The following is a 21644-nucleotide window of genomic DNA, read 5'->3' as shown; positions in this document are numbered from 1 at the left end:
TGGGAGAAGTCCGGCGAAAAGCTTCACTGGGCAGGAGGGATCTCCCCCGCACTCTTGAGAGGAGTGCGAGGGAGAATCGGAGGTCGTCCCGCCGCTCAGATGATGCGGTAGGGCCCCCAGCCGGTGCCGACCTGGTAGCGGCTGGGGAAGGCGTCCATGCCGGGCTTTCCGGTGCCGGGGTAGACCCACAGCGTGCCGTCGGACGCCTGACGGGTCAGGACATCGGTGATCCCGTCGCTGTTGAAGTCCCCGGTGCGAGTGACGTCCTGGGTCTGCCAGCTCCTGCCGACCTGGTACCGGGTGGCGAAGGTCTCCATGCCGGACTTTCCGGTGCCGGGGTAGACCCACAGCGTGCCGTCGGACGCCTGACGGGACAGCACATCAGTGCGCCCGTCGTTGTTGAGGTCGCCGGTGGTGATGACGTTCTGGCTCTTCCAGCTGGTACCGACCTGGTAGCGGCTGGGGAAGGCGTCCATGCCGGGCTTTCCGGTGCCGGGGTAGACCCACAGCGTGCCGTCGGACGCCTGACGGGTCAGGACATCGGTGATCCCGTCGCTGTTGAAGTCCCCGGTGCGAGTGACGTCCTGGGTCTGCCAGCTCCTGCCGACCTGGTACCGGGTGGCGAAGGTCTCCATGCCGGGCTTTCCGGTGCCGGGGTAGACCCACAGCGTGCCGTCGGACGCCTGACGGGACAGGAGGTCACCGATGCCGTCGTTGTTGAGGTCGCCGGTGGTGATGGCGTCCTGGCTCGTCCAGCTGGTGCCGGCCTGGAAGCGGGTGCCCAGGGCGCCCATGCCGGGCTTTCCGGTGCCGGGGTAGATCCACAGAATGCCGTCGCTCTTGACGGCCGCGAGGTCGGCCTTGCCGTCACCCGTGAGGTCGTCAGGATTGCGGGAGGTGGCGTGATCGACCCAGGCGCTGATGTCGTCCACACGCGTGTCGACGGCACCGGTACGGGTTTCGGCGGGATCGTTGCCGAGACATCCACCCTGCCAGGAACGGGAGTTGACGGCGACGAGTTCCGTGGTGCCGTTGACGGTGCGCAGGGCGGGTCCGCCGGCGTCGCCCTTGCAGACGGTCGCGGTGTCGGAGCCGTTGAGGTCCACTGTCGTGGCCGTGGTTGACGCGACGGTGAAGGTGCCGGTGTGGAGCTTGTCGGGCACCCATTCGGTCTTGGTGCGTCCGAATCCGGCCTTCACCAGCTCCTCACCCGCGGTGGCGGGCGTGGCCGCCAACCGGACGGGCGTGATGCCCGGATCGGTGATCTTGGCGGCGAGTTTGACGAGCACCAGGTCCCGGTCGGCATGGGGGACGAGCCGGATGGCCGACAGGACGCTGCCGCCGGCCTGGGACAGGTCGGTGCGGCCGACAGTGACGGTGGTGGTGGTAGCGGGCTTGCCTGCGGGGGGTTTGCCGTCCGCGGCGAAACAGGTGGCCGCGGTCAGGACCCACTGCCGGTCGATGAGGGTGCCGGTGCAGGCGGTCTGTTCACCGACGTTGATTTTCGCGACGTAGTTCAGCTGCGCCGGGGCGTCGGCTCCGGTCAGTGCGGTGGCGGGGGCAGCGCTCAGCACGACGGGGGCCGCGAGCAGGGCAGCGGCCAGCGCGGAGAGACGGGGGCGTCTGGAGAGGTACATGAATGTGGCTTCCTGGGCACGAGGGCCGCGCGTCCTGTGGGCACGGGACCGCGGAGTGATGAGCATGTCGATGTCGACCTGCGGTTACTTGGAGGACCTGATCTCGACGAGCAGGTGATCACGGCCCTCTGGGTCCGCGGTTTCACCCACCGAGGTCCAGGCGTTCTTGTTGATGTCGAACGACTTCTCCTCGGTACCTACGGTCATGTCGACCGAGGTCGTGTAGTCGTTGCCCTTGACCGCGTAGACCGCGGGGATCTCCAGGGTCAGCCAGCCGGAGTCGCCCACCACCCTGAAGCAGATCTTGTCCGTCCTGTCACGGGCCAGGATCTCCAGGAGGCCGGTTCCGGCCGCACAGTCGGCCAGGGTGATGTGCCCGTCACCGCGCTTGAGGACGATGTTCTTCTCGGCCAGGACCTTGTCCGCGTTCGGGTAGGTGAAATCCTCCACCGTGTAACCGGGGGCGTCCCCCGCGACCAGTGCGGTGGGGCCCGTCTGCTGCGACGCCCCGCCGGGGATGCCCGTGGTCGCCGTGATCCAAGCCAGGGCGCCGACCGCGGCCGCGCCCAGTGCGCGCCGCGCAAGCCGCTTGCGCTGCGGCTTCACGGGCATTCTGCTGTATTCCTTCATTGCATCCCCAAGTTCGTCGCTGACGGCCGAATGTTCATCATCGGGCTCGAAATCGGGTGCACAGGAATGCGATATCAACATCGCCCTGCCGGGCATGCTCCAACTCCTGCGGAAAGCAGTTCCCTTACCTCTCGAAACGAGAGGCCCCCTGTCCCGGCGATCATCATCCGCTTCGCCATACCAACATGAAGTGGCCCTCAGGTCGAGTGAAAAAACCCACGCATACTGGCGCAATCCCTACGCATGCTTCGTGATCTGCGTCACCCCTTGTAAAGGTTGTGCCGAAAGTTGTGAAGGACATGTAAATGAATGCTGAGGGACGATCAGAAGCGGATTCGAAGCGTCCGTTGAAAGACCGGACTCTTCAATTGGCCCCTTCGGTATGAGAGGTTGATAAGGTCCGGCATTACAACGAGCTCCGCCTACACGCGACTTCGCATCCATGGGCATTCCATCCCGCGGGCACGTCGGAAACCGGCCTGCCAGGGAGATCCGACATGTCCTGCCCACAGCTCACACGAGGACAACTCTCTTATGCAGACAACTTTCTGGAGCCGGCGCCGCGTGCTCGGTGCGCTCGCCGCCACCACCGCCGTAGCCTCCACGCCCTCGGTGCTCCTCGCCCCGGTCGCCGCCGCGGTGGAGGGCACTGCGCCGGATCCCGTCCCCCTGCCGGACACCGAGCGGGCGAAGGTGGTCAAGGCCTGGATATCGGGCGGAAGAGGCGTCAAGTCCGCAGCCGCCCGGGCCCTGGTCGCCTCCGACAGCGAGATCCAGACCTTCCTGGCCGAAACGCTGCCGAACCAAACCGTGCAGGACAACCGCGTCGCCATCGTCAGCAGCCTGGACCGCGCGGGCAAGGGCCTGCGCCGTGAGGCGGTCGCCGCCCTCGACAACGGTGACGCCGCCATCGCCGACTTCCTCAGGGGCGGCTTCAAAACCGCCATCCTCGAGGACCTCCAGGTGGCCACCACCATCGTGTCGGGCACCGGCGACAGAGCGGTCCGGCGAGCCGCCACCGCCGCCCTGACCGCCGGCACCGAGCAGTCCCTGATCGCGTTCCTCACCGACACCCAGTACGACGCACGTCTGGAGGACGCCCGCGTCCAGGTCGCCACCATGCTGACGCAGGCCGGCCCGGAGGTGCAGAAGTACGCCGACCGCGCCCTCAGCGGCAGCGCGTCCGACGTGGAGTGGTTCATCGAGACCGGGCAGCACATCGCCCGTGCCCGGGACCAGGAGTCGGCGACGATCGAGGAGCTCGTCGCCGTCGTCCAGCGGGAGGGCAAGCGCGCCGAGCGCGAGACGAACCTGGCCGTCGAGGCCTCCGCGCGCGCCCAGACCGCCGCGGACAAGGCAAAGGAGGCGGCGGAGAAGGCAGCCGCCGAGGCGGCGGCTGCCCAGCAGGATGTACAGAAGTCCGGGGCGGCGGCCCGCAAGGCGGCGGGCGCCGCGAAGGGCGCGGCGGATGCCGCTCGTAACGCCATCAACGCCTCGAACGCCGCTGTGTCGGCGTCCCGTCGCGCCTCCTGGGCCGCCACCGGCGCCGCCCAGGCCGCCGCGAACGCCGGCAGCGCCGCGGCCCGCGCCTTCCATGCCGCGATCGGTGCCTCCAAGGATGCCGGCAAGGCCGAGGCCGCCAAGAACGCGGCGGTCGCCGCCCGCAACGCCGCGGCCAAGGCGCGTACCGCGGCCAAGGCGGCCGACCAGGCCGCCGTCGCCGGAACCAAGGCAGCCGCCGCCGGTTCCGCCGCCGCCTCCGCCGCACGCAACGCGGCCGCCGCCGCGAACGCCGCCGCCCAGGCCGGTGCCGCCGCCGGTGCCGCACAGTCGGAGGCCGCGGAGGCCAAGCGCCAGGCCGCGATCGCGTCCAGCGCCGCGAACCGGGCCACCAACGCCGCCTCCGCCGCACATACCCTCGCCACCACCGCGGCCGCGGCCGCCCGCACCGCCCGGGACGCCGCCAACGCCGCGGCGGACCACGCCGACAAGGCGGCGGCCGCCGCCGAGGAGGCCGTGAAGTACGCGGGCCAGGCCGTCGACTACGCCAACAGGTCCACCGCCCACGCGGCGGCGGCCGTGCTGGCCGCCAACACGGCCACCAAGGCCGTCTCGGACGCCCTCCTGGTGGAGCAGAACGCGCGGAAGGCCGAGGCGGAAACCCTTGAGCAGGACAAGCTGCAGGCCATCGAGGAGGTCAGGCTGCTGGCCGAGATCGAGACGAAGGAGATGGCTGCCTATCAGAACAAGGTCGCCCAGGCCCAGCAGATCGATCAGGCGACCAAGGACCTGATCACCAAGGCCGAGCAGGCACTGGCGGCGAACGACATGGAGCTCGCGGCGGTCCAGGGGCGCAAGGCGGCCGTCGCCCTGCTCAACTCCAGGGGTGCCTGGACCCGGCAGGCGGCCCAGTTCGCCCTCTCCGGCTCGGACGACGACGTGTACGCCTGGATCGACCTCGACCGGCACCTGGCCCAGGTTCAGGACGACCGGGAGACCACGCTCCACGTGGCCACGATCGCCGGCCCCAGGATCGCCGAAGCGGCCCAGGCCGCCCTGGAGAGCCCTGATTCCAAGGCGGTCGGCGACTTCCTCACCGGCGGCATGAAGAGGGCCTCCGACGAGGACAACCGGGTGGCGATCACTCGCATCCTGGACTCGAATCCCGGCAAGGCCGTCACCGAGGCGGCGAACAAGGCACTCGACATCAACACCACCGAATCGCTGCAGAACTTTTTCGACGACGAGTACCCCCGGGCGATACGGGAGGACGACGCGGTCCTCACCCTCACGCTGATGGAAACCGGGGGTGCCTTCACCAAGGCGTATGCCGAGGTGGCCATGGAGGGGCCCACCTGGATGCGCCGCAACTTCGTCTCCCTGGTGCAGTACCGGACCGCCCAGCTCGACCACGACACCGCCACCCATGTCGCCGCGATCCGGGGCGCCATCGCGGCTGCGGCGAAGATCGCCGAAAAGGCGCAGGAGAACGCCGCCTTGGCATCCAAGGTCGCAGCCGATGCCCGGAGTGCCGCCGCCGAGGCCAAGGAGTGGGCGGCCAGGGCACTTGACTCCGCGGCCAAGGCCGAGGACTACGCCGCCGAGGCCAGGCGGAACGCGGACGCGGCCGACAAGTCCGCGGCCGACGCCAAGGCGTCCGCGGCACGGGCGAGCGCGGCGGCGTCGACCGCCCGTAGTGCCGCCCGCTCCGCGAACTACTCGGCGAACAAGGCGATGGACTCCGCCCGTTCCGCCCTGAAGTCGTCGTACAGCGCTCAGGCTTCCGCCGCGAGCGCCCGCGCTTCCTCGATCGCCGCGGGCAAGGACGCGGCGACGGCGGCGGCCGCGGCCACCGAGGCCAGGCGGATCGCTGCGGCCAAGCGTGAGGCCGAGGTCAGGGCCGCTGCGAAGGAGGCTGCCGAGAAGGCCCGCCGTGAGCGGGAGGCCAAGATCAACCCGGCCGACGAGGACACCAACGACCAGATCAACCCCAACGGCACCAGCGCGGACGCCGACGAGTGGTGGAACGACGCCGGCTTCTACGCCGACGCGTTCAACGCGATCAGTGTCGGCGCCGGATTCCTGGCCGCGGGCTGCGCCCTCGCCGCCCTCGTGTTCCCCCCGGCCGCCGCGGCCGCCGGCTTCTTCGCCGCGGTCTCGATGGGCGCCAGCGGCCTCGGCACCCTCTTCACCGGCATCGAACACGGCTTCACCAGTGGCGAGTTCATCGACTCCGCCATCGGCACCGGCCTGAGCCTGGTCACCTTCGGCCAGTCCAAGTGGATCGGTGCCGCGGACAAGGCTCTCGGCGGCAAGCTCATCAAGCCCGTCGTCGGCAAGATCGCCGACGTCGGCGAGGACGTCGTGTCGGGGGCCACCAAGGTCCTGTCGTCCATCTTCTGACCTGCGTCGCAGCGCTCGGCGCCCGGGCCTGGACCGAACGGCCTCGGCCCGAGCCCGGCCGGTCCCGGCGCCGACGAGCCCGGCGCCCCGGCCGGTCCCCATCGCACGAGAACGACTCCCACGCGGGCGAACTGCTGATCGTGCCGTCTGGATCCCCCGGATGTCCGGCAGCTGTCCGCTGTCCGAGGGGCACCGCTGTGCCGGTGCCCCTCATTGCCCCTTACCGAAGCCGTCGGGGCACCCACGCCAACAAGAGAGGTATGACAATCATGCATGCGATACGACGTGGTCGGCCCGGACGGAGACGTGCCCGGTCGACCGTACTGGCCCTGGTGACGGTGGTGACGCTGGGGCTCACCACGACCGGCATGAGCCCGGCGCAGCAGGGGGCCCAAGAGAAGCCGCAGCCGGTGAGCAGGCTCGACTCGGCGGACCTGCCGGCCACCGCCCCCCTCACCGGGACCAGCAGGTTCGCGGCCGGCTCCGGTGAGGAATGCACCGCCACCGCGCCGGGCTCCAAGGAGCGCCGCGCGGGTGCCGTCGAGTCCTGTGTGACGGTCACCCCCGCCCCTGCGAAGGCGAAGGCGAAGTCCCGGGCAGCCGGTGCCCCCGCTGCTGCCGCCGCCACCGCCAGCTGCTACATCACCAACCCCGGCAACTACAGCTACGAGCGCTTCTCGTACTGCGTGACCGGCATCAACGTCACCTACATCCTCCGCGACAGCAGGGGTGTGGAGATCGGACGCGGCGTCCTGGAGGTCTCGACCGGCGCCGACCTGTCCCCGACCGCCACGACCTGGAGCGAGCAGGTCACCGTCAGGATGACGGCCGCCTCCGGCGATGTCACCGCCCTGAACGTCAAGTTCCGCGCATCCTGTGACGCCGGTTGCACGGCCACCAAGACCGCTCCTTGGTACGGCGGCGGCATCACCACCGGCCAGCCCCTCACCGGCAACGTCACCTATTCGTCGCCCCAGACGACGGGTAGCTCCGCCTCGTTCTTCACCTCCTACGCGATGTACGTGACGTCCCCGAACACGACGCCGACCGACCCGAACGCGTCGTGGAAGAACCCACGTCAGATCAGGTGCGACCACGCGGTCGGCGGCACTTCGGTGGCGGGCTGCGCCGTCCCCTCCGTCATGGCCGTCGTGCCGATGAAGGCGACGAGCGCGGACGCGGGCGGCGCCGTGGCCGCCTACGGCTGGGCGCAGAACAACCTCAACGGCGCCTGGGGCAAGAAGGGCAGCCCGCTGACCCGGTCGACGAGCGGCGTGGCCGGTCGTACCGCCAGCACGTGCGCCGGTTTCACGGCCCAGACGGACCTCGTCGCCTCTGACAGCTGTGGCGACTTCCCCTTCGGGGAGGCGAAGGAGGGCGGTGCCCCCGGCGACCGGTGCGTCACGGTGATCCCCAACCTCGGCAACGGCGAATGGGACACCTACGTCCTGAACGACGCCAACGTCCTGGACCGTACCTCACCCTGCGTGCAGGCCCATGTCACGCCCGCCGAGAAGCAGTTCGCCGACATCCAGCTTGCCGACGGCTTCAAGAATCAGCGGGTGATTGACGCCGACCAGTTCGAGCTGACGTTCTCGTTGCCGGACACCGGTCCGCAGGCCAGTTGCCTGAACGACCCCGCGCCGATCAACTCGCTTCCCAACGGCGACGGCTGGTTCAAGAACAACACCGAACCGGTACCGCTCGTCAACAAGAGCGACCCGACGAGCGGGCCCGGACAGCGGCCGGCCAAGGCGCAGGCGTGCCTGGGGCTGAATACCGGCCGAGGGACCGAAACCAGCGACCCCATCACCGGCATGAAGGACGCGGAGGAGTTCAAGAAGGCGAACAATCTCACCTATCGGCTGGTCCGGTGTCATCTCATCGCGAATATCCTCGGCGGACAGGGCACGAGTGCGCTCACTCGCTACAACCTCGTCCCCTGCTGGCAGTCCGGGATGAACACGGGCACGCCCAGCATGCGGACCTACGAGAAGATGGCGGAGGACCTGGTCAAGGGCAACGATTCCAATCGGGTTCTCGGAACGAACGACGCGATCTTGTACCAGGTGACACCCGTCTATAAGGACGCGAACAGCACCATCCCGGTGGGCGTCACGATGAACGCTAATATCCAACGGGCGAACGGGACGACCGAGGAACTGTTCCCCAACGTCTACGTCACCAACACCTATACGAACACTGGGTTGTACAACCTCGGTAACTGAATCCATCAGTTCGCGCCAACGGGAGCCGGCATGAGTTTCACCACCCCACCGCGGCCGTTCGACGTCACCGCGCTCTTCCCTCAACTGGCCCCGCTGGCACGGACTGCGACCCGGTTGCACCCGAGGCCGGGGGCGCCGACCGTGCATGACAGCTCCGTCGGCGGGCCGCTGCTGTGGCCCGCCGACGAGCCGTGGCCGTACTGCGACGAGCCGCACGACAGCCGCGCGGCGCCGGTGGTCCACTCACCGGACGACGTCCGGATCCTCCGCCACGACCGCGCCGCAGCGGCCGAGCGGCGGCGCCTCGACCCTGAGGCGCCCCAGTGGACTCCCGAGGAACGGGCGACCTGGGAGCGGCTCGCGGGCCGCCCGTGGTTCGACGGCCCGATCCCCCTCCTCCCCGTCGCCCAGCTCTACGCCCGTGACGTCCCCTTCCCGTGCCCGCCCGACGCGGACCTCCTCCAGGTCCTGTGGTGCCCCTTCGACCACGCGGAACATGCCAGCCCCAAAACCGCACTGTTCTGGCGCTCCTCCGCAACCGTCATCGACCTTCTCGACGCACCGCCCGAGCCGCCCATCGTCCAGCGGGACTGCTACCTCCCGGAGCCGTGCCTGTTCTCACCGGAGCAGGTCACCGAGTACCCCCACCCCAGGGAGCTGGACAAGGAACTCCGGGACCAGTTGGACGATTTCAGCCGCTGGGAGTCGATCGACCCCGCGCAGTACAACACGTACGCGTACGACCCGGGCGAGCTCTACCTGAACAACCTCTCCACCGCCCCCGGCTGGAAGACCGGCGGCTGGACCCGCTGGAGCCTCGGCGACCCCGTCGACCGCTCCTGCCCCGAGTGCGGCACCGAGGAGGTCCCGCTCCTCACCATCGCCTCCTCGGAATGGGACGGCGGCAGCGGGACCTGGATCGCCGAGGAGGAACCGGCGAACCCGGCCCCCCCTCCGCTGGGCGCCCGGGACGGCAACTTCACCTTGATCGACATTGTCGGCGGCTACAACTTCCAGCTCCACGCCTGCCCGGTAGACCCGTCCCACCCCCACATCGAGCTGGTCCCGTAAGCACGCTCGGCGCCCGAGTACACCGAGAAGCCACGAGCGCGCTTCCGGTACCTCGGATACTGAGCTCTGTCGGCGGGCCGCTCCCTTGGCCCGCCGACTAGCCCTGGCCGCGCCGCGAAGGACCGGACCATCGACACGTGATGTCGGGCACATCTCACTAAGTTCCAGATGTATGCAGTGCATCTTCTTGGCAGAGACGGGAGTCGTGCAACTGTGGGCCTCGGATCCAAGCGCTCCTGGGCCGCTCCGGAGTCGAGGAGTACACGAGCGTCTGCCGCTGTCGCGTCACATGAACAACGGCTCTACAGAACGGCACGGTGTGTTCTGGCCTCGTCGTGACGGAGCCTGCGGTGGGCTGCGCTGCGGCGGAGGCGCCCGCATATGTGACGGATTCGCACGAGGTGCTAGTAGGGTAATGTGACCGCCCGTGACGAGCGCCAATGACCTCACTGCTGTTTCTCGGCCCCGAGCAGGTGATGTGGGGTCGTCCGAGACCCGCCGGAGAAAGAGCATACGTCGGTCGCGCCGGTGGATGCTCCCCGCGCTGATCGCCATCGCGTACATAATTCTCCAGATCATCGGCAGGCCCACCCTGGCGCCGGCCAATGACGCCTACCGTTACAACCAGGCCGCGCTGCAGTTCCTCGGAGCCTCTCCGGAGCAGGCGCACCGGACCGCGTTGAAGGCGTACTGCCACGACAAGGTGCGGCGGGAGATGCGCTCCCACGGGCTGAAGCCGGAGAACCTGCGCGATGACGCTGCTCCGTACCCCACGCCGGGGAAAGGGTTCTCCGCCTGCATGGCAGAGTCGGCTGACGGCTTGAAACCGCTCAGCCCTCGCTATGAGCGCATATTCGATGTCCGGCCGGGATTCCCGGTCCTGGCCGCGCCGTTTGTCGCCGTGTTCGGCGCGGGTTCGGGACTGCTCGTCACCTCGGTCCTGTTCACCGTTGCCGGCGGCCTCTTTGCCTACCTGCTGCTGCGCGCCGTAGGGGCACCTGCAAGGTTCGCCCTGCTCGGACAGGCCTTCTTCTACGCCTGTCCAATCGGCTGGTGGGGTGGATATCCCCTCACAGAGGGCCCCGTACTCGCTCTCACCATGAGTGCCTTGCTGGGTGCGTGGTGGCTGTTCAATCGTCGCCTTACCGCAGGAGCGATCCTGCTCGCCGGGTCCATGGTGGTGGGCACAGCTGTCAAGTACTCGACCTTCCTGCTCATCGCGGGGGCATTGGCCGCCGCTGCGATGGTGTGCCTGGCACTAGTGGCCGGCACTAGGCATCGGGGCACGTATTTCATGGCTGCCCTGAATGCGGCCGTGGTGCTTGGGATCGGTGCGCTCAGCATGCACTACAACCTGCCGGGCAGTACCGAGACGTTGCAGGACACTTTCACTGATCACTTCGCCCAGCCCGATGTCGCCGCCCCCTGGCCCATGCTGGTCGAGCTGAACGGCAACTACTGGACCCACTGGATTCAGGAGCAGGTCCGCAGCCCCTGGCTTGTCACTGCTGTCGGCCTCGGCGCATACGGCCTGTTCCGGCACAGCCGTGCGCTCGGCTGGATCGTTCTGGCCGTCGGACTGACGGGCATCGCGGCCGAGATCGCGCACCCCGTCGACAGCCAGGGCGACCGGCTCATGCTCACCGTGTGGATCATCGCCGTCGTCGGTTTGCCTCTCCTGCTCCACCAGCTCATCCAGGGCCGTGAGAGGGTTCCGCAGCTTCCTGTCGCCGGCACCGTATCCGGCAGCCGGCAGGTGTCCCGGAGCGCTCACTGAATTGAGGTCCGTCCTGCGGGCCCCGCAGGACGGACCTCAATTCAGCCGCGTCGCAGGAGCGCCCTGGCCCTGTGGCCAAGGCCCCAGGCGGTCACCCGCCACAGCGCCTCCGCCACAATCGCGCGGCTCATCTTGCTGTCGCCCCGCTCCCGCTCGACGAAGGTGATCGGCACCTCGACGACATGGAAACCGGATTTCACGGTCCGCCAGGCGAGATCAACCTGGAAGCAGTACCCCTGGGAGGCGACCTCGGCGATACCCAGTCCTTCCAGCGTCTCTTTGCGGAACGCCCGGAAGCCGCCGGTCACATCGCGGATGGGTACTCCCAGCATCAGACGGGAGTAGAGGCTGCCGCCTCGCGACAGGAACTCCCGGGACTTGGGCCAATTCACTACGCTCCCGCCGGGTACCCAACGGGACCCGAGCACCAGATCCGCACCGGGCAGCGCCGTAAGCAGGCGGGGCAGTTCCTCGGGGCGGTGAGAGCCATCGGCGTCCATCTCGACGAGGACGCCGTAATCGTTCTCGATGCCCCAGCCGAACCCGGCCAGATACGCCGCGCCGAGGCCTTCTTTGCCCTTGCGGTGCAGGACGTGAATATGGTTGTCGTCGGCTGCGAGCTCGTCCGCGATCTTGCCGGTGCCGTCCGGACTGTTGTCGTCGACGACAAGAATGTGCGCATCGGGCACGGAACTACGGACCCGAGAGGTAATCGCCGCGATGTTCTCGGCCTCGTTGTAGGTCGGAATGATCACCAACACCGTGCCGAGCGGGCCTGTGGTCCGCTGACCGCCTTCACTCACTGTGTATCCACCTCGTGTGCTTGCCGGTACAGAGGCCCGGCTGGTCCCCGTGAGCATACGGGCCTGAACGCGAACGGCAGTGCGAGGGGTGATAAGGGCGCCTGTATGGGAAATAGGCCTATCGGCCCCGAGGCGCGGCCGTCGCTGCGCTGTGGTCGCCATTGGGCAGGGTGAAGAACAGTCTGCCGACGACCTGATAGTCGGAGCTCCAGGGCACTCGGTGTGCGCCCGGAGCCCGGTGGTGTTCACAAATGCCCCTGGCAGGAGCCATGCCGTCGGCCTGGGCTTCGCGGCAGTCAGGGCGTACGTGCCTCGCCCCGCTCCCCCTCGCGGGGGCCGGGTGCCCGGCGCCGGTCCGGTGCGGTGGCCGTGTCGCGGCGTACCAGCACCGTCCCGACGACGCACGCGAGGGCCGCCAGGGCGAAGCCGTACGCCGGGGTGCGGCCCGAGGGGGCCGTCTCGTAGACGAGGGCGGCGGACAGCACCATCAGGACGCGGCCCGCGCGGCCGTCCCACGCCGTGGCGGCCACCACGGTGGCGCCCCACAGCAGGTACCAGGGCTGGACCATCGGCGAGAGGGCCACCAGGGCGACGAGGGCCAGGCCCAGGGCGTGGACCGGGTCGAGGCGGCCGCGCGCCGAGCGCCACGCCAGGTGCGCGATGAGCGCGAGCGCCGCCGCGAGGCCCAGGCGCTGGACGGCGGCCTTGACCGGGTCCGGGTCCGCCCCCAGCAGCAGGTGCAGCAGCTCGCCCAGGGCGAGGCCCACGTCGCTGGTGGCCGAGAGCGCGGTGTGGATCGTCCCGGCGACGCTCTGCGTCCGCAGCCAGCCGAACCCCGTGCCGGCGGCCACCGTCGCGCCCACGGCCACCGCCCCGGCGATCACCCCCGGTACCAGCAGCCCCTTCGCCACGCGCCGTACGCGCGGGCCGGTCGCCGCCCTGCCGACGATCACGCCGATGAAGAGGAGCGCCACGGCGGCCGGGGACTTGACCATCATCGCGAGGCCGACGGCCGCGCTGCCGAGGATCCAGCGGCCGCGCCGCGCGAGCACGACGCCCACCAGCATGAGGGCGATCATGAGCCCGTCGTTGTGCATGCCGCCGACCACGTGCATGAGCAGGAGCGGGTTGAGCGCGCCGAGCCAGAGAGCACCGCGCTCCCCTTCCTCACCGCGCTCCCGGCCCAGTCGGCGCAGCGCCCACACGGTCAGGGCCAGCGCCGCCACGGCAATCAGCCGCATGCCGAGTACCGCGGGCACGATCGGCCCGCCGGTGGTCCAGGTCACCGCCTGCGCCAGCACCAGGAAGACCGGCCCGTACGGGGCGGGCGTGTCCGTCCAGTGGCCGCCGACGCTCGCGGCGGCGTCCCCGCCGAGGCCGGCCGGGTCCAGGACGGAGGGACCGGCGCCGTACACGTCGTGGCCCTCCAGGACCATCGCGCCCTGGGCGATGTAGCTGTACACGTCGGCGCTGTAGAGGGGCGGGGCGAGTAGCAGGGGGGCGGCCCACCAGGCGAGCGTGGTGAGCGTCTCGCGCACGGACGCCCCGGCCCGGCCGTACCCCCACCAGGCGACGACGAGGAGCGTCAGCCCGGTGTACGCGAGGACGGCGGCCGCCGCCGTGACCCCCGGCCCGTGGGGGACCCAGATCCCCCACGGGTCGCGGGCCGGCAGCGTACCGGCGGCCCAGCCGCCCACGGCCGTCGCGACCGACCCGGCCGCGCCGAGCCGGCGGTACCCGACAGCGCTCATTGCCCACATGACCCGCCAACCTATCGGGCGGGCCGTGCGCGCTCGGCTAGGGCTTGGGCAGCGTGCAGCCCGGCCAGCGGAGGTCGATCTTGTTGCCGGTGCCGACGCAGGCGACGATGCCGTACGTCTGCTGCCCGTAGTTGATGCCGTGGCGCACGGTCACGGTGCCGTTCTCGTCCACCTCGCAGGGGTTGTTCATCGTGCAGCGCTGCCCGTCCTCGTTGCCGGTGTTGTTGACGGCGACGACCTTGCCGGTGACGTTGTCGACGACGGGCGAGCCGGAGGTGCCGCCGATGGTGTCGCAGGCGGCGGTGTAGCGGACGGAGTCCTTCATGGTCCAGCCGGCTTCCTTGAGCCGGTACGCGAAGCCGTCGATGGAGCAGCTGTAGATCCGCTTCCAGTACCCGGAGACGACCTTGATGGCCGTCCCCTGCGCGGGGCGGGTCGCGTTCAGCTCCAGGGCCTTGATGTTGTGGCGCGCCTGTATCTGGGCGTACGTGCTGGTCAGCTCGTACAGGGAGACGTCGGTGTCGGTCATGGTCGCGTACGCGATCTTGGTGGCGCGCAGGGTGGCGACCTTGGTGCCGGCGGAGTTGAGCAGGCCGAAGGTGCGGGTGGAGGGCTTGTCGACGACGACGGTGCCGGGACCGGGCATGCCGCTCTCCAGGCAGTGGCCGTTCGAGAGCACGAGCGCGGGATCGGTGGGCTGCGAGCCGGGCACGCGGACGACGGAACCGGAGCAGTTGCTGAGCGCGACGGTGCCGGCGAAGTCGACGGCCTTGGTGGTGGGAGCCGGTGCCGGGGCCGGTGCCGGGGCTGCTGTGGCGCTTGTGGCGCCGGCTCCGAGGAGCGCGAGTGCGAGCAGCGCGCCGGCGAGAGGCTTACGCATGTGGGGGGTCCCCTCTGGCGATGACTTTTGTCATGCGCATTCTGAGGGGTGGGGCGGGTGCGGGAGGAGAGCGTTTTCGGCCGTGCGCCCGGGTGCGGCGCCTGTCGCGGGTGGTGGGGCGTGGCCCCTCCGGGCTCACCTCCTCGAGGCCGGCGGCCTTGGGTACGCCGGAAAGGGAGCCCTTCCGGCGCCTCCCCCAAGCTCTGCGGGGGCGACCCTGCACGGCCCCGCCCCGGTCGTACGCCGACTGCGGCCCGGTGGGGCGAGGGAAGCGGGTGGCCGGGGCCGCGTGCACACGAGATCGGGCGCGCTGGCTCCGACCACGGCGAGGAGGGGCCGTGCAGGGTCGCCCCCGCAGCGGTTGGCGGCGAGAAACGGCGACGAGACCAGGTGGGCACCCCGCCGACCGCGAGGAGGTGAGCCCGGAGGGGCCCCGACCCTGGCCCACCGACCGCAACCGACCCGGCCGCGCCGCGCGCCGCGCCAGCCGTAACCGCCCCGGGGGTCAGTCGTCCGCGAGGGCTTGGGCGAAGCCGGTGTTGACCGCCAGGAGGCCGCCGTCGACGCGCAGGGTGGTGCCGGTGATCCAGGAGGCGTCCGGGGAGGCGAGGAACGCCACCGCCGCCGCGATGTCCTCGGGCTCACCCACTCGGCCCAGCGGGTAGACCCGGTCGGCCAGGGCGTCCAGGACGTGCTCGCGGCCGGCCCAGGCGCGGGTGCGGACCGTGCCGGGGTTGACCTGGTTGACGCGGACGCCGCGCGGGGCGGCGTCCGCGGCCAGCGTGCGGGTGAGCGAGGTGAGCCCGGCCTTGGCGGCGCTGTACGCGTGGCCGCCGAAGGCCTGCTCGGCGTTGACGGACCCGATGGTGACGATCGCCCCGCGCCCCGACGCCGCCAGGTGCTCCAGGGCCGCCCGCGCGCAGCGGAGCGCGCCGATCAGCGTGACGTCCAGGGACCGCTGCCAGGTCTCGTCGGCCTCGTCCTGGAGGCTCGGCGCGTCCGGGGTGCGGGCGAAGGCGTTGTTGACGAGGACGTCCAGGCGGCCGAAGGTCTCCACGGCGTACGCCACCGCCGCCTCGACCGCGTCCGCCTCGCTCACGTCGCATCCGTACGCCACCGCCCCGGGGATCGTCCCGGCGACCTCGCGTGCGAGGTCGTCGTCGATGTCGGCGATCAGCACCCGCGCGCCCTCGGCGGCGAGTCTGCGCGCGGTCGCCTCGCCGATGCCGCGCGCCGCGCCGGTGATCAGTACGCCGTACCCGTCGAAACGTCGCAGAGCGGCCATCCGCCGATGATGCCCGCACGGGTGCGGGCGATCAAGGGTGCCCTCTCGCGGGGGCGAAGTGGCACAAAACACGAGGCGCCCCACCCGCCACCGCCGTAAGCTCGCGACATGCAGGTGATCCAGTCCACGAAGCTCGCCAACGTCTGTTACGAAATCCGGGGCCCGGTGCTCGAGGAGGCGATGCGGCTGGAGGCTGCGGGTCACCGGATCCTGAAGCTCAACACCGGCAACCCCGCCGCCTTCGGCTTCGAGTGCCCGCCCGCGATCCTCGAGGACATGCTGCGCAACCTCGGCGAGTCGCACGGGTACGGCGACGCGAAGGGCCTGCTGTCCGCGCGGCGGGCGGTCATGAGTCATTACGAGACCAAGGGCATCCCCCTCTCCGTCGAGGACATCTACCTCGGCAACGGCGTCTCGGAGCTGATCCAGATGTCGATGCAGGCGCTGCTCGACGACGGCGACGAGGTCCTCGTACCGGCCCCGGACTATCCGCTGTGGACGGCGTCGGTGTCCCTCGCGGGCGGTACGGCGGTGCACTACCGCTGCGACGAGCAGGCCGACTGGATGCCGGACCTCGCCGACATCGAGCGCAGGATCACCGACCGGACCAAGGCGATCGTCATCATCAACCCGAACAATCCGACGGGTGCGGTGTACGACGACGAGATGCTGCGCGGGCTGACGGAGATCGCGCGGCGGCACAACCTGGTCGTCTGCTCGGACGAGATCTACGACAAGATCCTGTACGACGGGGTCACGCACACACCGACCGCGGCGATCGCGCCCGACCTGCTGGTGCTGACCTTCAACGGCATGTCGAAGAACTACCGGGTGGCCGGTTACCGCAGCGGCTGGCTGGCGGTGTGCGGGCCGAAGGCGCACGCCTCGTCGTACATCGAGGGGCTGACGATCCTGGCGAACATGCGGCTGTGCGCCAACATGCCGGCGCAGCACGCGATCGCCGCCGCGCTCCAGGGGCGGCAGTCGATCGAGGCCCTGGTGCGGCCGGGCGGGCGGCTGCTGGAGCAGCGGGACGTGGCGTACGAGCTGCTGGTGCGGATCCCGGGCGTGACGTGTGTGAAGCCGAAGGGCGCGCTGTACCTGTTCCCGCGGCTCGACCCGGACGTCTACAAGATCAAGGATGACCGGCAGATGGTCCTGGACCTGCTGCGGGCCGAGAAGATCATGGTGGTGCACGGGACGGGCTTCAACTGGCACGAGCCGGACCACTTCCGGATCGTGACGCTGCCGAACGCCACGGATCTGGCGGATGCCGTGACGAGGATCGGAAACTTCCTCGACGGCTACAGCCAGCACTGAACCCCGTACATGGAGTCAGCTCAACTTTAGACAGAATCCAAGGTAGGATGGTCTCCTGTCACCGAGCAGGAGGCCGTCCACCATGTACGAACCGATCCGCACCAAGTCGGTCCACCGGATGGCCGACGACGCCCAGGACCGCATCCCGCACCGTTCGCGCGAGGAGGAGCTGGACATCCAGCTCGCCGGGCACCTCGCCGCCCTGCTCGCCGTCACCGACGAGCTCGGCGACGACGCGGCGGCGGAGCGCATCGCCCAGCAGGTCGCCAGGCTGCGCGGCGCCCCGCCCGCCCGGCACGCGGGCCTGACCGGCGCCGACCCGGCCGCCCTGCACCGCCGCGCGCACGCCCTCGCGGGACGCGCCCTGGTGGTCGCCGCTTCCCGGGCCGACACGGCCGCCGCGATCCTCGCCGCCGAGCGCATGGACGCGCACACCGCCGCACTGGAGCAGTTCAGCCCGGTCGGCGCCCTCTGACGGCCCCGGTCCGCGCCCGGGGAGGGCGCGGGCCGGGTTGCCACTACTTCAGTCGCGTCAGCGGCGTACCCACACCGTCGCCTCAGCGCTCGACGCCGCGTGGACGTCGTCGCCCGCGTAGCTGACGGTGTACGTGACCGAGCCCCGCGTCCGCGGCAGGTCGTTGATCCGGAACGTGCCGTCCGCCGCGACCGCCACCGAGGTGAGCGTGCCGGTGCCGAGCCGGTCGGCGCGCTGGACCGCGAGCGTGATCCCGGCGGGCAGCGCGGGCCCCTGCGCGGTGAACGTGCCGGTGATCTCCAGGCCCGCGCTCTTGGATGCCTCGGCGGGCGCGGTGAGCGTGATCGCGCTCGGGGCCTTGGCCACGGACACGGTCAGACTGACGTCCTCGGCCGGGCGGTGCGTCAGGTCGCCGAGGAAGGACAGCGTGTACGTCGACTCCCCCACCCGCGCGGGTACGTCGAGCACGGTGAACGTCCCGTCGGCTGCCACCTCGGCGGGGGCGGTCTTGCGCGTGCCGTCCGCGTCGGTGCGTACGGCCGTCACCTTGACCGGCTCGGCGGGCGCCGGGCCGTCCAGCTCCAGGCGGCCCCGGATGCCGACCGGCTCGCCGACGACGGCCTGGGTGGAGGTGAGCCCGCCGGTGAAGCGGGAGTGGTACTGGGCGGCCGGCGGCTGGATGACGTGCAGCCAGAAGGCGTTGCCGGGCGCGTTGGTGGTGAGCGCGAAGAGCCGGGAGCCGTCCGCGGACCACTCGAGGCCGCGCGGGACGACCCGGTTGCCGTCGAGCTCGCCCTCGTAGGCGAATTCCAGCGCCGTGGTGCCGTTCGCCGGGTCGGCGGGCTGGATCAGCAGGTCGGGCGTGGAGCCGGTGGCCGAGGCGCCGCGCGCGATGTACTTCCCGTCGCCACTGAAGGCAACGGCGGAGGCGGTCGCGTCGGCGGGCAGCGGCTGGTACGGGGCCGGGGCGTCGGACAGGTCGCCGGAGTTGAGCAGCCGGGTGCCGTGGGCGGCGTCCGCGACCGCGAGGCGCTTGCCGTCCGCGCTGACCGCCAGGTCCTTCAGGTCCAGGCCGCCCTTGCCCTCGGCGTCCGCGAAGCGGCGTGAGTCGCCGCGTACGGGATTGTCCCCGCTGGTGTCGAAGGACGTCAGGGCCGGGTCGGTGGCCTTCTCGTTCTTGACCTGGCCCATGAACAGACGGTTCTCGGCGCCCGCGCCGGTCTCCAGCAGCATCCGGCCGGTGACGTTCCAGCCGGTGACGTTGTAGGCGCCGCCGCTGATGGAGTCGAGGCCGTGAACGGCGTACGCGCACTCGGACTCGTAGTTCGCGTTCCCCCTGGTGTGCCACTGCTTGCCGCCCGAGAAGGCGAGTTCCCGCCCGCACGTGTCGCTGTGCACCGAGGTCCGGCCGGTCACCTGGAGCGTGGCGGTGTCGTACGCGGCGACGGACTCGCGCTCGCCGGCGTACAGGGTCGCGCCGTCGGCGCTCATCGCGAGCCCGGAGACCGGGCTGGCGCCGGTCAGGGTTGCGACCTGCTGGCCCTGGAAGTTGTAGACGAGGACCTGGCCCCTTTCGTACCAGTAGGACCGCTTGTCCGCGATGTACACGCGCTCACGCGCGGAGTCGACGACCATCGCGGAGTACGAGGAGATCGGCAGCTTGGCGACGACCTCACTCGCGTCGGCGGCGTACGCGGCAGGTGCGGCTGCCGCGACCAGGCCTCCCGTGCCGAGCGTGAGCGAGAGGGCGACGAGCGCGGATGTGACGCGTCGTCGCGAGCGTACGGAACGTACGGATGTACTCAACTGAGCCCCCCACAGGCATGATTGGCCCCCTCCGTGAGGAGAGGGACACGTGGGGGAAATGTAACTGCCGTGCACAGCTTGTGCACAAGGGTTCGAAAATCGGGCGTGTGAAAGTTCGGCCCCCGGAGCCTGAGGGGGCTCCGGGGGCCGATCGCATCGCGGCGGGTCATTCGTGAACCCACAGGTCAGGGCGGATGCAGGGTGACCCGCCACGAAGTCTTCCAGGTCAGCCCAGGCGGGCGACCAGCGAGCGGTACTCGTCCCACAGTTCCTTCGGCGTGTGGTCGCCGAAGGTGTTGAGGTGCTCGGGGATCAGGGCGGCCTCCTCGCGCCAGACCTCGGTGTCGACCTTCAGCAGGAAGTCGAGGTCCGCCTCCGGCAGGTCGAGCCCGTCCGTGTCGAGGGCCTCGCGCGTCGGCAGGATGCCGATCGGCGTCTCGACGCCCTCGGCCTTGCCGTCCAGGCGCTCGACGATCCACTTGAGTACGCGGCTGTTCTCACCGAAGCCGGGCCAGACGAACTTGCCCGCGTCGTTCTTGCGGAACCAGTTGACGTAGTAGATCTTCGGCAGCTTCGACCGGTCGGCGGCGTTCTTGCCGACCTTGATCCAGTGGGCCATGTAGTCGCCCATGTTGTAGCCGCAGAACGGCAGCATGGCGAACGGGTCGCGACGCAGCTCGCCGACCTTGCCCTCGGCGGCGGCGGTCTTCTCGCTCGCCACGTTCGCGCCGAGGAAGACGCCGTGGTTCCAGTCGAAGGACTCGGTGACCAGCGGGACGGCGGTGGCGCGGCGGCCGCCGAAGAGGATCGCCGAGATCGGCACGCCCTTGGGGTCCTCCCACTCGGGCGCGATGATCGGGCACTGCGAGGCGGGGACGGTGAAGCGGGCGTTGGGGTGGGCGGCCGGGGTGTCGGAGTCCGGCGTCCAGTCGTTGCCCTTCCAGTCCGTGAGGTGCGCCGGGGCCGTCTCGGTCATGCCCTCCCACCACACGTCGTTGTCGTCGGTGAGCGCGACGTTGGTGAAGACGGCGTTGCCCCACAGGGTCTTCATGGCGTTGGCGTTGGTGTGCTCGCCGGTGCCGGGCGCGACGCCGAAGAAGCCCGCCTCGGGGTTGATCGCGTACAGCCGGCCGTCCTCGCCGAACCGCATCCACGCGATGTCGTCGCCGATCGTCTCGACGGTCCAGCCGGAGATCGTGGGCTCCAGCATCGCGAGGTTGGTCTTGCCGCACGCGGACGGGAAGGCGGCGGCGACGTACTTGGCCTCACCCTGCGGCGGGGTGAGCTTGAGGATCAGCATGTGCTCGGCGAGCCAGCCCTCGTCGCGGGCCATGACGGACGCGATGCGCAGGGCGTAGCACTTCTTGCCGAGGAGGGCGTTGCCGCCGTAGCCGGAGCCGTACGACCAGATCTCGCGGGTCTCGGGGAAGTGCGAGATGTACTTGGTGGAGTTGCAGGGCCACGGGACGTCCTGCTCGCCTTCGGCGAGGGGGGCGCCCAGGGTGTGGACGGCGCGCACGAAGAAGCCGTCCTCGCCCAGCTCGTCGAGGACCGCCTGGCCCATGCGGGTCATGGTGCGCATGGAGACGGCGACGTACGCGGAGTCGGTGATCTCGACGCCGATGGCGGAGAGCGGCGAGCCGAGGGGGCCCATGCAGAAGGGCACGACGTACATCGTGCGGCCCTTCATGGAGCCACGGAAGATGCCCTTCTCACCCGCGAAGATCTCTTTCATCTCCGCCGGGGCCTTCCAGTGGTTGGTCGGGCCCGCGTCCTCCTCCTTCTCGGAGCAGATGAAGGTGCGGTCCTCCACGCGTGCGACGTCCGTCGGGTCGGACGCGGCGTAGTACGAGTTCGGACGCTTGATGGCGTCGAGCTTGCGGAACGTGCCCTTGGCGACGAGCTCCTCGCACAGGCGCTCGTACTCGGCCTCTGAACCGTCACACCAGACGACGTTGTCCGGCTGCGTGATGCTTGCGATCTCGTCGACCCAGGAGATCAGCTCCTGGTGGTTGGTGGGGACGGTGGTGGGAGCCGCATTACCGCGCGCCACGATTGCTCCTTGTTGA

Annotated in this window: 14 protein-coding genes; 6 read left to right on the top strand and 8 right to left on the bottom strand. The window is 70.0% G+C overall.

The window, feature by feature from the left end; all coding sequences use genetic code 11:
- Positions 1-95 precede the first annotated feature (95 nt).
- On the bottom strand, positions 96-1637 hold the full coding sequence (locus tag BKD26_RS03185) for an FG-GAP-like repeat-containing protein (RefSeq protein ID WP_179166393.1): 1542 nt from the start codon (positions 1635-1637) through the stop codon (positions 96-98).
- Positions 1638-1721: 84 nt separating this feature from the next.
- Positions 1722-2249 (bottom strand): hypothetical protein, encoded by a 528-nt coding sequence (locus BKD26_RS03180; RefSeq protein WP_179166392.1) that lies wholly within the window; start codon positions 2247-2249, stop codon positions 1722-1724.
- A 552-nt stretch (positions 2250-2801) separates the two neighbouring features.
- On the opposite strand from BKD26_RS03180, the gene BKD26_RS03175 reads away from it, so the two are divergent.
- The 4 genes from BKD26_RS03175 (at position 2802) to BKD26_RS03160 (ending at position 11246) form a co-directional block, all read left to right on the top strand.
- Positions 2802-6170, top strand: a complete 3369-nt coding sequence (locus tag BKD26_RS03175) for an ALF repeat-containing protein (protein ID WP_179166391.1) — start codon at positions 2802-2804, stop codon at positions 6168-6170.
- A gap of 269 nt (positions 6171-6439) precedes the next feature.
- Positions 6440-8398, top strand: coding sequence for a DNA/RNA non-specific endonuclease (locus BKD26_RS03170; protein WP_241518527.1), 1959 nt, complete (start codon positions 6440-6442; stop codon positions 8396-8398).
- 30 nt (positions 8399-8428) lie between these two features.
- Positions 8429-9469, top strand: a complete 1041-nt coding sequence (locus BKD26_RS03165; RefSeq protein ID WP_084895510.1) for a hypothetical protein — start codon at positions 8429-8431, stop codon at positions 9467-9469.
- 532 nt (positions 9470-10001) lie between these two features.
- On the top strand, positions 10002-11246 hold the full coding sequence (locus BKD26_RS03160) for a hypothetical protein (protein ID WP_084895508.1): 1245 nt from the start codon (positions 10002-10004) through the stop codon (positions 11244-11246).
- Positions 11247-11287: 41 nt separating this feature from the next.
- Here the strand turns inward: BKD26_RS03160 and BKD26_RS03155 are convergent, their stop codons facing one another.
- The 4 genes from BKD26_RS03155 to BKD26_RS03140 all read right to left on the bottom strand — a co-directional run bounded on the left by BKD26_RS03155 (position 11288) and on the right by BKD26_RS03140 (position 15974).
- On the bottom strand, positions 11288-12049 hold the full coding sequence (locus BKD26_RS03155) for a polyprenol monophosphomannose synthase (protein WP_179166389.1): 762 nt from the start codon (positions 12047-12049) through the stop codon (positions 11288-11290).
- A gap of 296 nt (positions 12050-12345) precedes the next feature.
- Positions 12346-13809, bottom strand: a complete 1464-nt coding sequence (gene mptB, locus BKD26_RS03150) for a polyprenol phosphomannose-dependent alpha 1,6 mannosyltransferase MptB (RefSeq protein WP_084895504.1) — start codon at positions 13807-13809, stop codon at positions 12346-12348.
- A 37-nt stretch (positions 13810-13846) separates the two neighbouring features.
- Entirely contained in the window at positions 13847-14689 is an 843-nt protein-coding gene (locus BKD26_RS03145; protein ID WP_084895502.1) for a serine protease, read from the bottom strand.
- A 505-nt stretch (positions 14690-15194) separates the two neighbouring features.
- The gene (locus BKD26_RS03140; protein WP_084895500.1) at positions 15195-15974 is read right to left on the bottom strand and encodes an SDR family oxidoreductase; all 780 of its coding nucleotides are present in this window, start codon (positions 15972-15974) and stop codon (positions 15195-15197) included.
- Positions 15975-16082: 108 nt separating this feature from the next.
- On the opposite strand from BKD26_RS03140, the gene BKD26_RS03135 reads away from it, so the two are divergent.
- Positions 16083-17294: a pyridoxal phosphate-dependent aminotransferase gene (locus BKD26_RS03135; protein ID WP_084895498.1), complete on the top strand. Its 1212-nt coding sequence runs from the start codon at positions 16083-16085 to the stop codon at positions 17292-17294.
- 82 nt (positions 17295-17376) lie between these two features.
- Entirely contained in the window at positions 17377-17769 is a 393-nt protein-coding gene (locus BKD26_RS03130) for a hypothetical protein (RefSeq protein ID WP_084895495.1), read from the top strand.
- A gap of 57 nt (positions 17770-17826) precedes the next feature.
- Here the strand turns inward: BKD26_RS03130 and BKD26_RS03125 are convergent, their stop codons facing one another.
- Together BKD26_RS03125 and BKD26_RS03120 are read right to left on the bottom strand one after the other, a co-directional pair.
- Positions 17827-19575: an Ig-like domain repeat protein gene (locus tag BKD26_RS03125; protein WP_241518526.1), complete on the bottom strand. Its 1749-nt coding sequence runs from the start codon at positions 19573-19575 to the stop codon at positions 17827-17829.
- A 226-nt stretch (positions 19576-19801) separates the two neighbouring features.
- On the bottom strand, positions 19802-21628 hold the full coding sequence (locus tag BKD26_RS03120; protein ID WP_084895493.1) for a phosphoenolpyruvate carboxykinase (GTP): 1827 nt from the start codon (positions 21626-21628) through the stop codon (positions 19802-19804).
- Between the last annotated feature and the right edge of the window lie 16 nt (positions 21629-21644).

This window comes from Streptomyces sp. CB03238 (genome assembly GCF_002099185.1).
GTDB lineage: Bacteria > Actinomycetota > Actinomycetes > Streptomycetales > Streptomycetaceae > Streptomyces.
This window is presented reverse-complemented; position numbering and strand designations above follow the sequence as displayed.